At 38.3% G+C, this 15,323-nt stretch carries 11 protein-coding genes; all 11 read right to left on the bottom strand.

The annotated features are described in order from the left end of the window. Positions 1-19: 19 nt before the first annotated feature. The 11 genes from ACZ5XR_RS25295 to ACZ5XR_RS25345 all read right to left on the bottom strand — a co-directional run bounded on the left by ACZ5XR_RS25295 (position 20) and on the right by ACZ5XR_RS25345 (position 15,210). On the bottom strand, positions 20-1,606 hold the full coding sequence (locus tag ACZ5XR_RS25295; protein WP_464499196.1) for an alpha-glucosidase: 1,587 nt from the start codon (positions 1,604-1,606) through the stop codon (positions 20-22). A 2-nt stretch (positions 1,607-1,608) separates the two neighbouring features. Continuing rightward, positions 1,609-4,131 (bottom strand): beta-mannosidase, encoded by a 2,523-nt coding sequence (locus tag ACZ5XR_RS25300; RefSeq protein ID WP_464499197.1) that lies wholly within the window; start codon positions 4,129-4,131, stop codon positions 1,609-1,611. 250 nt (positions 4,132-4,381) lie between these two features. After that, complete coding sequence (locus ACZ5XR_RS25305) at positions 4,382-5,446, bottom strand: BtaManbiosPhlase (protein ID WP_464499198.1); 1,065 nt, start codon at positions 5,444-5,446, stop codon at positions 4,382-4,384. 11 nt (positions 5,447-5,457) lie between these two features. Further along, positions 5,458-7,446, bottom strand: a complete 1,989-nt coding sequence (locus ACZ5XR_RS25310) for a hypothetical protein (RefSeq protein ID WP_464499199.1) — start codon at positions 7,444-7,446, stop codon at positions 5,458-5,460. Positions 7,447-7,474: 28 nt separating this feature from the next. Then, complete coding sequence (locus ACZ5XR_RS25315; protein ID WP_464499200.1) at positions 7,475-8,344, bottom strand: carbohydrate ABC transporter permease; 870 nt, start codon at positions 8,342-8,344, stop codon at positions 7,475-7,477. Beyond that, complete coding sequence (locus ACZ5XR_RS25320) at positions 8,328-9,254, bottom strand: carbohydrate ABC transporter permease (RefSeq protein WP_464499201.1); 927 nt, start codon at positions 9,252-9,254, stop codon at positions 8,328-8,330. Before ACZ5XR_RS25320 ends, ACZ5XR_RS25315 begins: the two co-directional genes overlap by 17 nt. A gap of 228 nt (positions 9,255-9,482) precedes the next feature. After that, on the bottom strand, positions 9,483-10,784 hold the full coding sequence (locus ACZ5XR_RS25325) for an ABC transporter substrate-binding protein (RefSeq protein WP_464499202.1): 1,302 nt from the start codon (positions 10,782-10,784) through the stop codon (positions 9,483-9,485). Continuing rightward, positions 10,781-11,467: a hypothetical protein gene (locus ACZ5XR_RS25330; protein WP_464499203.1), complete on the bottom strand. Its 687-nt coding sequence runs from the start codon at positions 11,465-11,467 to the stop codon at positions 10,781-10,783. Before ACZ5XR_RS25330 ends, ACZ5XR_RS25325 begins: the two co-directional genes overlap by 4 nt. Then, a complete protein-coding gene (locus tag ACZ5XR_RS25335; protein ID WP_464499204.1) occupies positions 11,457-12,548 on the bottom strand; it encodes an ABC transporter ATP-binding protein in 1,092 nt (363 codons plus the stop codon). Before ACZ5XR_RS25335 ends, ACZ5XR_RS25330 begins: the two co-directional genes overlap by 11 nt. Next, entirely contained in the window at positions 12,548-13,468 is a 921-nt protein-coding gene (locus ACZ5XR_RS25340) for a DUF1861 family protein (RefSeq protein ID WP_464499205.1), read from the bottom strand. Before ACZ5XR_RS25340 ends, ACZ5XR_RS25335 begins: the two co-directional genes overlap by 1 nt. Positions 13,469-13,806: 338 nt before the next feature. Then, positions 13,807-15,210 carry a hypothetical protein gene (locus ACZ5XR_RS25345; protein ID WP_464499206.1) on the bottom strand — a complete coding sequence of 468 codons (1,404 nt, stop codon included), beginning with the start codon at positions 15,208-15,210 and terminating at the stop codon, positions 13,807-13,809. Between the last annotated feature and the right edge of the window lie 113 nt (positions 15,211-15,323).

Genomic DNA, 15,323 nt, shown 5'->3' on the forward strand with positions numbered 1-15,323 from the left:
GAAATTTGCAGATATCCCCCTAAACCTCTTTTAATATTAGCGCTTCATTTGGATAAACGACAAAACTCTTGCCCTTTTCAAGGGAGGTCCGCTTGGATGACAGCAACAATTCCACCTGATCGCCAAAACCTTCAAGTACTCTCGTCTCATTAGAAAAATTCAACACGACCCTTACCGTTTCCTCCTCATCCGTTCGGGCGAAGGAAATGACGTCATCCTCATGACGAAGATATTCATATCTTCCAACCCGTAATGATGAATGTTCTTTTCGCAACCGAAGCAATTTCTTATAAAAAGAAAGCATCGAATCCGGATCCTCCAGCTGCTCAGCCACATTCACGTGAACCGCCTCGTCCGGAATCGTAATCCACGGCGTCCCCTCGGAAAAACCAGCATGCGCTGTCGAATCCCATTGCATCGGCGTACGGGATTTATCGCGGCTCTTTTCGTTCGCCACCCGCAATGCTTCCTCAAAGGATTTTCCGGATTCCACTGCGAGTTTATATCCCATCAAGCCTTGAACGTCCTTCATTTTCGCGATATCATCAGTCAGCCAATCGAGCATGCCAATTTCATCGCCGTAATAGATGAACGGAACCCCCTTCGCTGTCAGCATCAGGGCTGCAACTAGCTTGGCCCGTTCCAAGTCTCCGCCAAATCGGGAAATAAACCGCGACATATCATGGCTGGAAAAGAATAAAGTCGGAATTTGATCTTCCCGGTACGCTTTCTCTGTTGCCATCAGCCCATCAAAAAGCTGAACAACATCTAACGCCGCGATACTGCCAATATTAAAATTAAAAACTACATCCAAAAGGCCAAACCCAGAATATCGTTTTAATATTTCGAGGTCCTCTGATCCCACCTCGCCAACAAGGAATTTATCAGGATATTGATGAACAAGCGCTGCAATCTCTTCAATAATCGTTAAAATGCCTTCTTGATCTTTATCGTATAAATGAACTTGTTCCTTACCCTCATAAGGATTGTCTTGGAATGCATGTTTCACCTTTAGAAAATTGATGACATCAAGCCGGAAACCATCGACTCCCTTTTCCAGCCAAAATTTCATGACATCAAACATGGCCGCCTTCACTTCAGGATTGGCCCAATTTAAATCGACCTGTTCCTTCGCAAAGGCATGGTAGTAATATTGATTTGTCTTCTCGTCGTATTCCCAGGCAGAACTGCCAAAGAACGATTCCCAATTGTTCGGCTGATCCCTCCAGAGGTACCAATCCCGCTTCGAATGATCCTTTGAAGATCTCGATTCCTGAAACCAGGCATGGCCGGACGAAGTGTGATTCAAAACCAAATCTACTATGACGCGAATTCCGCGTTTGTGGGCCTCTTGGATAAACGTTTCAAAATCCGCCATCGTGCCATAATCCGGATCAACCTCATAATAGTCAGCGATATCATAGCCATTATCGACCTTTGGAGACGCATAATAGGGAGTAAGCCACAGGCCATCGATCCCCAATTCCTTCAGGTAATCAAGCTTGGAGGTAATCCCTGCAAAATCACCGATTCCGTCCCCATTGCCATCATGGAAACTAGGCATATAGATTTCATAAAAAACCGATTTCTGCCACCATTTCTCCATTTTCAAGACTCACTTTCTTCTATTTTCACACTATTGATGGCTTTTACCCGTAACGTGTCCCAAGGAATGTCTTTCCCTTGTGCCTGCTCCACTTTGATCGTCTTTGATTCTCTTGCTAACAAATCAAAGAAATTATCCTCCAGCACGAGCTGCTCCTCGTCCAGTTCAATCGAAACCATTCTTGCAAGTGTTGTGGTCGAAATCGTAAGCTCACTCGTCTCGTGATTAATCGAAATCGTTAACTCCGACTCTGCCAATCTCAAATCCTTTTGGTCACGGAAGTAATAAATATTTTCAAAGTTTGAATGATTTTTTGAGCGAATCACCATCACCGCTTCTTCAGGACGAAGCCCGCCAAGTGCATCTCTTTCCAAGACAACATCTACCCGCTTCGAAACATTGGCTTCGATGGCAATCGTCCAGCCTTTTGAAAATACTTCTTTCCCATGAAAGTCGAAGACGGCTAACTCAATTTCGTCCTCGTAAGGCTCCAGCCGATCATTTACTACCCAAACACCGATCTCCTCCCCTGGTACATGATCTAGTGTTAAGAGAATCGGCCGGTAGAATTTCCGTGCATAATAATAGGACGCCTTTGGCAGTAAATAGTAATCGATCACCGACCAGCTCGTGCCCGGCCAGCAGTCGTTTAATTGCCAAAACAAGGCTCCGCTTGTATGCGGTTTATTGCGACGATAATGCTCAATCCCAAATTTCAAGCCCTCTGCCTGCGTTAACATCGAATACGAAATGTACTCTTCTAAATCCTTCGGAGCCCCCGTATAGCCTTCCATTAACAAAATCCCTTTTGGATGGTGGATATCTTTATTGCGGTAAGCCATTTCTTCACTGCCCCAGAAAAATTGATCCTTTGGGATATTCCTTTCTAACGTATACCTGTTAGAAGAAGCATGCATGCCAAACTCACTCGCGAAGAGCGTCGTATCATTCTTAAAGTTTTTAAAGGACAGTCCTTCTATACTATAATCCACTGTCTGCGGCTCGCCAAACTTTCTTGGCTCAATATTGCCATGCCACACTTGCCAGTTATGGGTGTCGCCGACTTCCCTTGAGTTGTGGTCATTGCCGCCAAACGGCGAACTTGGCCAGAACAATCGCGTCGGATCAAGCTCCTCTAGCAATTCCGGCATTAATTCATGATAGATTTTTTCACCGTAAAAGGGATGAGTGATTTCACCCGATGAATACAATGCCTCATACAGCCAATCATTTTCATTGTTTCCGCACCAGATGGCAAGACTTGGGTGATTCCTTAACCATTTTACTACATGAGCCACTTCTTCTCTGACATTCGCCATAAAGTTTTTATTGTAGTCTGGATATAAGGCGCACGAAAACATAAAGTCCTGCCACACCAGAATACCGAGACGATTGCACTCTTCGTAAAACACATCTTTTTCATAGATGCCGCCGCCCCAGACACGAAGCATATTCATATTGGCATCTTTGGACATCTTGATTAAATGCTTGTAGCGAGAATCAGGAACTGCTCCTATGAAACTATCAATCGGTATCCAATTAGCTCCTTTGGCAAACAGCTTTTCTCCATTTAATACAAAGGTAAAAGCATGATTCCCTGCTTCATCCGTCCGCTGCACTTCAATCGTGCGAATTCCAAAGCTTTCAAGGCGTTCATCAATCTTCTCGCCATCCGCAAACAATTCCACCTCTAATTGATAGAGATGCGGCGTCCCGACATCATGGGTCCACCAAAGCTTAGGATCTTCCACTTCCAATCGTGCGATTGCTTTTTTCCCTTCCACCTTTACCTTAGCTCTGAACTGCTCATCGCCGTAGGATAAGCTTGCTTGAATTTCATACCATTTTCCTCTTGAGTATTTCTCTATATCAATCTCTAATTCAACAATCGCCTTTTCAGGAGATATGGACACGGTCTTGGCAAAAACACGATCGATTTTGGCAAAGGTTCGCTTCTCTAAGCGGACGTCCTTCCAAATCCCCGCGGCAACCAAGCGCGGACCCCAGTCCCAGCCATAATGGCTTTGAGCCTTTCGCGTCCAAATTCTTTTTTTACTAAATCCGGACCAATAATATTGAACCTTCTCTTTCACATGAACATGAACCGGGTCAATTTTAACCGCTAAAACATTTTTTCCTTGCTTCAGCTCTCGAGACACTTCGAAGGTATGACTGATAAACATATTTTCGGTCGAACCGAGCTCAACTCCGTTTAGATAAACGGTAGCAAAGGTATCCAGCCCTTCGAAAATCAATTCATATCGAACACCTTTTGCAACTTCACCATGGAATTCAAAGGTATTCCGATACCACCAAACCTTTTCTTCCACCCACTGGCATTTCAAATCATTATGACCGTAAAAAGGGTCCTCAATGAGTTTTCTCTCAATCAAGGTGGAATGAACATCACCAGGTACATTGGTGGTCATCCAAAAATAATCAATATACTCAGGAGAAGCCACTTCAAGTTCACGAGCAGCACCTACATCAAAATGCCGCAGTTTCCAGTTATCGTTTAATAGCATTGAACGCCACCTGCCTTGTTTTATTCAAATAAAAAGAGGCTGTCCCAAAAGGGTCTGACCCCCTCACCCAACACTCAATATATCGGCTCATTTAAGATAAGTTCAGCCATATATTGATGTTGTGGTGTTTCAAATAAAAGGGTCTGACCCCCTCACTCAACACTCAATATATAGGCTTATTTATGATAAGTTCAGCCATATATTGACGTTGTGGGGTCTGACCCTTGTTTACAGCCTCACTTCAAAAAATTTATTCAAAGTATGTCAATGAATCGAGGATTTCTTGTAAGCTTAATTCCGCACAAGCCATGGAGGTATCAGCCACACCGTAGTACATTTTGACAACATCCCCTTCAACGACTGCACCGCATGAAAAGACAACATTACCAAAGAATCCTTCCACCTCATAGTCTGCTTCCGGCTCTACTATTGGTTTGTCTGAACGGGCAATCACCTTGGTTGGATCCTCTAAATCAAGTAGAACGGCACCCATACAATAACGGTGATCAATAGACGCACCATGGTAAAGCTCAAGCCAGCCTTTTTCCGTTTTGAACGGAACGGCTCCGCCGCCCATCCGCGCGCTATCCCACATACCTGAACGCAAGCCAAGTAAATGCTTGTGATTTCCCCAGTGTAATAGATTGGTAGATTCCGCAATCCACATTTCCGGCTCTCCATTACTTTTTGGAACAGGTCGGTGGATGGCGTAATATTTTCCATTTATTTTTTCAGGGAAGATTAATACGTCCTTATTTTCTGGCGCAAAAATCATTCCAAGATGTTCAGTTGTCACAAAATCCTTCGTCGATACCATTGATTCACCAACACCTACCGGGGAAACGGCACTAAAATAGATATAATACGTGTCTTCAATTTGAGTAATCCGCGGATCCTCAATCCCGTAGATTTCCAATTTATTGGATGGGTAAACAAAAGGCTTTTCATCGATGGTAAAATGGTGGCCGTCTTTGCTTCTTGCAATCCGTAAATAGGATAAAGACGTCAGATACGTAAAGCCTTGTGTTTCCCCTGCCTTTCGAATCACCCGTGGGTCAGAGAAATCATAAGCAGAATCATCTAACCTAAATTCCAAAATCTCCAGTTCATTTGTTTCCGGCTGATAAATCGGCGCTTTCACGACATTCGAATCTTCACATATTGGGCGTTCAGCGACTCGAAGCAGCATGATAATTTCATTATTAAAGGTCGTTACGCCTGCATTAAAGGCACCAATGACTTCAAAATCAGAGCGATGCGGCCTTACATCTGCAGGAGTGACTAATGGATTCTCTTCATATCTATATACATTCATTTTGATTACTCCTAATTTTCAAATAATTTTTTCACTACGACATAAAATACATTCCAACAGAAAACATAGGTAGCTTTAGTAGAGCGTTCGATGCCAGAAAGATTCAAATGTTCATGGCTAAAAGGTTCATCTTTAAAGAAGTTAAATTCTTGGTAGACTCTGTTTTCAAATCGTTCTTGTGCATGTTTCCATCCATGACAAAAGCCCGCGTAATAGGCACAGATTTCCTCTCTCATCCAACTACCGCCATTGTAATAATAGCCAGGTTCAAACCATTCCCACTCATTCCAGTGATGATAACTTCCGTCGAAAGTTCCTTTATCAACATCACCAATTAAGCGGCCAATTCCATTGACATGAGGAAGTTTATCTAAAGTATTGATGACGATTTCATCTGTTAACATTTTTTCTCCAAAAAGCCAAAGAGAAACGAACTCTGGTAGTAAATCGCAATAGGTTACAACCTTTGGAAAATCCCGATCACTGATCAGGTATCCTAATTCATGATCATAATAAGCCTGGTAATAGTGAATGGCATTTTGAATCAACTCATCAGAAACTTCATACCCCAACTCTTTGATTACTTTTAAAGTGACGGCATACATCCCTTGATTTACAGCCAATCGGTTCGACGGATTACCTCGGAAGTCAATCACATCATTTTGACCTAACACATATTCTGCAAAACATTCACCTGTTTTTTGTCTATCAAAATTGAATACATAATCAACTAATAGATCAAGTTTCTCTTTTGCAACACCGTTGTAGCCTCTTCTACTGTTCAAAAGATGCCACCACAGCAATTCCATTGCTGCTTCGTTATTTTTCTTTTCAACACTTCCCATATCAGGTGTAATGATGGTTCCTATAACACCATCAGGGCCTTGTGTATTTAAAAACTCTGATAAAAACATTTCATTTAAACGTTGATCAGCAAGTGAAATAATGGTCCAAAATGTGTCTCTAGCATACATATCAGGAGAATAGTTAACATTCGGAACACAGAGATTATCATCTAAGATATTGACTAAAGTAGAGGCATAAAATAATTTCTCGTACTCATTTGTTTCGTCAAATCTTACAAAATCAAGCAAATGATTGAAGTGAATTTGAGGAAAATATCTATTATTTCTTTTATCATTTTCAAAGTGAGCTTCTACAATTAAAATCTCGTTTTCATAAGACTTAGCTTGTTCCAAAGTTATATGATTACTAATTTTCGGCTCAATCTTTTCGAACAATACATGGACCTCATCTGATGAAAAATTTAATATATACTCATTCGTTGAACCTATTTGGAAGAAATCCACCAATTTAGAATGCGGCTTAACTTTCATGTACTGAAGTTCATAAATTTCATTGTTTAGATCATTCAACTCAAAGGTTATTTCTTGTTCTGTATTGTTTTCCACAACAATTCGATAAAAACCGGAATCAATCTTAATAAACTTATTAAGTTCTAATTTTACGTCTTCTAACTTTACATAATTGATAAAGTCATATTTGAAACCATAATTTAGGGAAACTTTATTTCCAGATAGCCTGATTAATTCTAAGTCATGAATAACGCTTCTCTTTGTAAAACCGCCACTACTAAACGGATTTCTTTTTCTAGTTACTCTAGTGAATTTATTTTTATAGGGGATACCTGGATAAACAAGTGTATTTATACCGTCATGATTTCCAATATAGAAAAATTCGTCATGTACAACACCGTTTGTAAATTGCTCAGAATTAAATGTAAAAAATTCTTCACTTTTAAAGGAGATGATATGTGAAAATGAAACATTTAACTTTTGGATACAATTTTGTTCAAGGATGAACTTAATCTTCGAAACTCCATCAACCGTACTTATTTCATATCGATAATCAATATACAGCTGCAAGCAATCTGAAAAATACCTGCCGCTTTCCAAATTATCGATCACAAAGGTTTCTTCATAAGCCTGATCCAGGGTAGAGATATTTACAACCGTCTCAAAATGATTAATATTCCGCATTATAGGTATGATCCCCCTATAGTTCTAATTATCCTTTTATTCCTGCTGACTTTGCTGAGTCAAGAATATATCTTTGTGTAAACAAGAAAACAATCAACACTGGTAGTGTAATAAGGATTGTCGAAGCCATTTTTACTCCAAGTTCAATCGGTGGTGACATCGTAGCACTATTCAATGCAGCTAATGATTGTTGTAACGTGAATTTATTGGAATCCGTTAACCAAATAAGCGGCCCTAACAAATCATTCCATGTCCCCTGGAAAGACCAAATACCGACTACAATTAAAGCTGGTTTACTAATCGGCAAGAAAATCTTGTACCATATTTCAAAATCTGAGTACCCATCAACCCGTGCAGATGCCACTAATTCCTGTGGAATCGCGATGAAGTACATTGTTAAAAAGAAAATATATTCTGATGCACCAAACATTCCAGGCACGATCATGGGTAGATACGTGTTGATCCAACCAATTTTTGAAAAAACAACATACATCGGAATCATCGTTATTTCGAAAGGGATCATTAGCGATGCTAATAACACCAAAAAAATGACCTGCTTATATTTAAAAGAAAATCGAGCAAAACCATAAGCAACAAACGCGGATGAAAACACACCAAATATCACAGCTGGAATGGCTACTGTTAGTGTATTTCTAAATCCTTGGAAAAAATTAAGTTGTTGAACAGCAACCTTATAATTATTCCAGTCCCATTCCGATATATTTCCCTTAGGCAATAACTTAAAGGTAGAAGAAATGTTTTCAACTTGCGGTTTAAGAGATGCAAATAATGTCCAAGCAAATGGTACTGCCAATAACAAAGCAACAAATATAAGCAGGACATATACAGCAGCTTTGGCCCCATATTTCTTTAAATAAAACTTACGCTTCTCTGACATTCTTCTTCACCTTCTTTTTCTCCATCCCAGAATAATACTCCCAGAAAGGTGTTTTTTTATAAATAATTAACATTAAAGACATAACAATGACGAATAAGATCCACGCTAAAGCAACAGCGTATCCCATTCTAAAATTACCAAATGCTTGTTGATAAAAATAAACCATATAGAACTTCCCAGAATCACCTGCTCCACCTAACACATAAGCATCTGAGAATTTTCTAAAGCTGCCAATAATCGCCATGATAAAGTTATAAATTAAGATAGGACGCATTAATGGTATGGTTACCTTGAATAATCTCTCAAAATATCCCATTCCTAGAATCCTTGAAGACTCGATTAATGACCGTGGAATTTCCTTTATGGCCACTAAGTATGTTAAGAATCCAGAGAAAGCTCCCCAAACCGCCATGATGATATAGGATGGCACTACTAATTTAGGATCAAATAACCATGCTCCATGAAATCCAAAAACACCAATAATCTTGTTTAATAAACCGCCATCAGGAGAAAAAATCCAACTCCACATCACAGCAATGGCAACGCCTGACGCTAGTGTAGGCACGTAATTTAAGCCTCTGAATATACTGACGCCTTTTACATTAGAATTCAATATCAGAGCTGACGTCAAGGACGCGGCCATCGAAAGCGGAACTGCCCAAACAACAAATCTCACGGTTACAGAAAGCGAATTCCAAAAATCACTTGATTGAAAAGCGTGAATATAATTTTCAAAACCAATAAACCCTTTATTTGGACCTACTAATCCCCAATCAGTAAGGGACATGTAAAAACTATAAATGGAAGGAAGCAATGTAAATGTTGTAAAACCAATTACCCACGGAAGAACGAAGCCAATCCCTTTGTACTTTTTCCTTCTTTTTATTCTCTTAATCTCTTTTGCATCCAAGACTTTTCTCCCACCTTAAACTTGTCGTCATGCTTGCAGTTTTATATCTTATTTAACTCATGTATCAGAGCATATGTTGTTTTTTGAATGATGAGGATGTCCCAAAAGGGTCTGACCCCTCACTCAACACACGATATATAGGCCGTTTTTATGATAAGTTCAGCTATATATTAACGTTGTGGGGTCTGACCCTAAGTTTTTAGGACATCCTCATACAGTTCATTTTTTCTATTGTGCTTGTTTAATTTTCGCCATAGCATTATCAACTAATGCCTTGACATCAACCTTTTTACCTGTAACCGCTGCACTTAGAATCTGGCTATAAATTTGCTCCCACTGCGCAGTTTGTACGGCAGCCGTGTTCTTACCATAGTTATCGATACGAGCAATTTTCATTGTTTCTTTCAATGTCGCTGCCATATCTGCCTTTTGCGGTGAATTCTTTTTAAGATAGTCGGTATAATCAGCATAACCAAGTTTTGTAATATCCGTTACAGGAGGAACGGATTTCCATTTCCAAAACTCTTGTGTTAAATCGCTCATTGCGTTAAAAGCAGCTTCTGGGTTTTTACTATCTTTTGTAATGACTGTAGATGCAGACCAGTTAAAAGTAGCCGGTGTTCCCCCATTCGGTACGACCGCATAGCCAACTTTAAACGGAACTGGCTTACCAGAAATCAATTCCATATTATCTGCTACTCCACCAAAAATGAAAGCCGTTTTTCCTTGTTGGAAAGTTTCACCATACCCAACTTTATTGACAACATCTTGATTTGGTGAAACAGGGTCATTTACTGCTAAATCAGTCAACTTTTGGATACCAGCAATCGATTGAGGTGAATCTAATCCTATAGTTCCATCTTTTTTCTGAATTTCTCCGCCATATGACCAAATGAAATTTTCCATAGCAGGAGAGCCATTGATGACAGTACCGTACTTCCCGTTTTTAATATCTGTATACTTTTTAGCCATTGTTTGGAATTGATCCCAAGTAATATACTTTCCATTGTTCGTTGCTTCCAAAGTAGCCTGATCCGCAGCATCCACAATGTTTTTGTTGTAGTACAGGATCACTGGATTCGCAATCCAAGGTAATCCGTAGATATCCCCGTCATTTTTAACAGCGCCCATCAATTGATCACTGATAGCAATTTTAGAAATAGCAGAATTTTTATAATACTTAGTAATAGGTGTTAACGCACCATTTAAAATAAACGGCTTGATTTGCTCCTGTGACATCCACAATAAGTCAGGTGCATTTCCTGCTGATAATTGCGTTTGCACCTTCATATAATAATTATCCGGAATGGAAACTAACGTAATATGATAAGTTTTTTTGTGAGCTGCATTCACCTTATCAACAATGGCTTGCATTTGCTTTAACTCATCGCCACCAGCCCAAGTTGCCATCTTTAATTCAGCTACACCGCTCGATCCATTTGATCCAGTGGATTTATTAGAAGAACATCCAAACAACAGCATTGTAGACATAACAAATACGATTGAACAAAGTACTATGATCTTTTTCACGTTATTAATCTCCTTTTATGAGTTTTTATTTGGACTACTATTAATGAAATTCCTATTAAAATAGCAATACTCTCTATAACAAATTTATCCTTAATAACGAATGAACCATATGAATAAAAAATAGCGCTTACAAACATTGCCAGAATACAAAATTTAAATTTTATGCTGCGCAGAAAATAGCTATATCCCGCAGTAATACCATCTCTAAACAACATATACTCGTATACTCGAATAATAAGATATAAAACTCCAAACACAACGGTGTATTTTAGAATTGAACTGACAAAAATAAAAAATATTAAAGTAGGAGTCAAATAAGAAGAATATCTGTAAACAAGGTACTTATTATAAACATCATCTTTTGTTTCAGCTTTTATTTCAGCATAAGACACCTTATTTCCATAACCATTTACAAAAGTAGTAAAACCTTTTTTTGTAAAATTAATTCCATTTTTCAATTTCCCAGCATAATCAACACCAGCCACAAAGTCTGTTCCTGGTATTTTATAGACCCCTGGCTCAGTTCCAATCATCTTCTTGTTTTCAAAGACGATTTGAAATTGTTTTAATACATTTTGTTGATTTAATGAAATGTCCAAATAATTCACTAAGAAGATGAGTGTGATCCCCATTACTACCATGAATAGTTGAACACTTTTGGTATAAAGAAATTTAAATAACATTAATATTCTTCCCGGTCACAGGATCAAAGAACAAACATTTATTGGTATCAATTTGAATATAGTAAACCTCTTCATCGCCATCAAAGTCGGAAGTCCTTACTACAAAATTGATATCGTAGCCTCCAAGTTTCCCGTTTACAATAGTTGTATTCCCTAACATTTCCTTGCCCTCTATTTGAACCTCTAAAAATCCTTTTTTAGCGGTTTTAGAATATTGAACATCATCTGGTCTAAAGCATAAAACGACTTCATCTAGTTTCAATATTTTATCTTGATTACCATGTTCTAAATCAAGCGAAGCATCCCCTGAAATGACTAACATTCCATCCTTTTTTACTTTTACCGTAATCGTGTTTATTTCAGGATTACCGATGAATTGCGCAACAAAAAGGTTACTTGGGTTATAGAAAATATTTTTCGGACTATCAATTTGTTGTACGACTCCATCTTTCAAAACAACGATTCGATCAGCCATCGTCATCGCCTCAACCTGATCATGCGTTACGTAAAAGAAAGTTTTCTTAAGTTCTCTATGCATGGAAATAATCTCATTACGAGTAGAATGACGTAACTTAGCATCCAAATTACTTAGAGGTTCATCAAAAATATAAACTAACGGTTCACGTATGATAGCACGCGCTAAAGCTACACGCTGTTGTTGCCCGCCACTTAAATCTTTAGGGAGCTTATCCAATATTTTCGTAATTTGCAGCTTTTCTGCAACAATCTCCGTTTTTTTGCGAACTTCGCTTTTTGGTAATTTCGCATTTTTTAGCCCAACTTCAATATTTTTACGAACAGTAAAATGCGGGTATAAGGCATAGTTTTGGAATACCATTGCAATATTGCGATCTTTTGGTTCTTTATAATTGGCTAACTCGCCAGCAATATAAATTTCACCAGAATGAACTTCTTCAAGACCAGACAATACCTTTAATGTTGTACTTTTACCACAGCCTGACGGACCAACAAATACGATAAACTCACCGTCTTCTATTTCAATGTTCATATCTTTAATTGTTAAATCATCGTTGTTTTTGTATTTAACACACATGTTTTTAAATTCAATCAATTTTGCCATTATTCTACCTCATACTCTAAGAACGGATCTTGAATCTTTACATAGTGCACTTCACAGTCTCCAACACCTGTATACAATTCAGCTGTTCCATCTTCATTTCTAACAATACCGCCAGAGAACAAAACATCAACTAAATCAGGACGTTTCGCTTCTCCTTCAACCAAATATTTTCGCATGCAGATAATTTTCATATCTGTATATTCTTTTGTTTCTGGATCAAAACAGAATGTTGTTGGATAGTAATGACGATCACCATTTTCATCAAACTTTGCGATGTGACCTAACACACCAACTTTTCCATTCTTCAGAACCATTGCTTGATTACCACCAACCCACTCTTCATCAATGCAAAGGTTTAACAATGGTGCCTCTTCTATTTTTTCAACAGTAATATCCGCTAAGCTATCAGCAAAATGATAACCAATTTTTCCTCTCCCGCCTTTTTTACCTTGAGGGCGAGTCAGAACAAGAACTTTGCTTCCTAAGTCACAAATACGGATATCTTTCATACCGTTAGGACCGTATACCAAATGTTCTAAACCTGCAATATCATTACCCACTAATTTTTTAGCGCGCCACCATAAAGCATTGGGAATTTCAGGATGGTCAAACACCTCAGTACCACCTAGGACTAATTGGTCACCAACGAATGAATAATAAGGATCCTGCAATTCAAAAGTTGGTAGATTATCGATCAAATTCCAAGTATCTTCATTAATTTGTTCAAAGAACATAATCTTAGAATGCTCACTGTCACGCTTTTCTACACGACCAGCCAATACATTTTTCCCATTATTCAAAAATGGATTAGTAGGATTGTATACATCATTTCCGTCCACACCAGTGAACTTAAGCTTATAGGTAGCGATAATGTTATCACCACTGTATTCACTAACCAGTTGATCAACAATTTTTACCATTGTAGCCCTCCCTTATTTCTCTCAAAACATACATACATGAATTTTAAAATCTTTTTCAACATTACCAAAACACATTGTCATGTATGTTTCAAAAAATGTAACGTTTCAATTTTGCAAATATAACGTTACTTTTATTGTAAGGGGTTTCTTGTAATTTGTAAATGACAATATTTTTTTCGAAGCAAACTGTTGAATTCTATCAAAACAACATAGTTTCAATGTCGAATCACTAATGATTTAGAAAGTTTTTGTTCTAAAATCGCTTTTTGTAACGTTACAATCAGTCGATACCATGAGAACCGTCCCCATGAAAAAAAGCTGACCAGTGGCCAGCTTTTTTATTTTTCGTGAGGAAATACTCCAATCATACGAGTATTTTTAGGAGGAATAACGATTTGATTTGAAGGATTCCATTGATTTTCCTGCAAGTCAAACAACTCATATTCTTCATCATCCACCTCAACGGTAATCGTTTCACTTACATCCAAGGGGTTATAATAAACGAATATTTTAAAATCATTCGTTCTAAAGAAATCAGTTTTAGTAATGTCTAGTTGCAGGATGTAGGGATGATCGGTTTTTTCTACAATAGCATCCCACCAATAAGTCAATGCCCCTCCATAAACAGATTTATGGGAATGAAAATCACCGAAGGCAAATGGCTGATGTCCATTTTTGTCGATGTGCAATGTCTCATAAGGAACATCCGGAGGTAAATCCGGCCTGCTCTGAGCATTTTCATTAACAAAATCAGCAAAAAACCAGCGACTATTGGCTGCGACATGTAAAACATACTTTGCAATCGTTTTTGCCAAGTTGGGCTGATACTTAATAACTGGCACAATAAAAGGAAGAAACAACAAGGATTCAAGGCTATAAGCTGTTTGGGATGCCTCTTTTCTTGAATAGCCTCTCCACCCTCTCATTAAACCATTGACCTCCGAGTTTCCCCACTTTCCAATATGCAGTGGACCTTGTTCAGGATCGAAGACGAAATTGATTATTTTATTCAAATCAAAAGAAAAGCCCATACTAGTTAATTTTGCAGCCGCTAAGCACGCCATCGCACCACTTGGTATTTCGTACCAAGGATTATTTTCAAATGCCTGATAGAGATTCATTCCTTTTACCGCTTCTTTTAGATAACGGCTATCTCCAAAGATCTCAAAACCAACTAACATTAAATAGGAATAGGCTCCAATCGTATCCGGCTGTCTATATGCATCCTTATTCGTAAACGGCAGCCCCGTTTCAAAGTTAAATCCTTGGTCATTAAAGTCATACTGATTTTTTTGTGAAATCTTTATAAGCGTCTCAAGACTTTGCTTAATCAAATCTGTGTAGTCATTGTGAGCAAATAATTTTCTCCTAATCATTTCAAATGCATAACAGTTAACAAGCATTAAATACCAATATTCTTCCCGTTTATTATTGGGATGGTTCATAAATATTCCAAATTCATGGCTAAAATAACTTTTTAATGAAGGAAGGAACTCTTCAACTTCGTCTCCTCGTAAAATCTTACCTAAAACAATTCCCCCGTAGGTGATCAGCTCATGTCCTCCGTCTTCCACAAATGCTCCAAAACGGATGAAACCATCAGAATCCGTAAATTTAACTTTGTTTTTTTCATTATTTATGTAGGCATCAAATCGATCAGCAATCCACTTCCAATCTAGTGGCTTTTCCAATGGACAATCTGGAAATTGATCAATAATAGGTAAACAAATATTATTTTCCATTACTTTACACCTCATTGTTTTTGGTAAAAATGAAAACGATGTTGTAATATCCATTTCGTCACGTTACAATATAATTACAACAGATTACTGACAGTAAAACAAGGGAGTACGTA

The organism is Neobacillus sp. Fa239 (assembly GCF_055395235.1).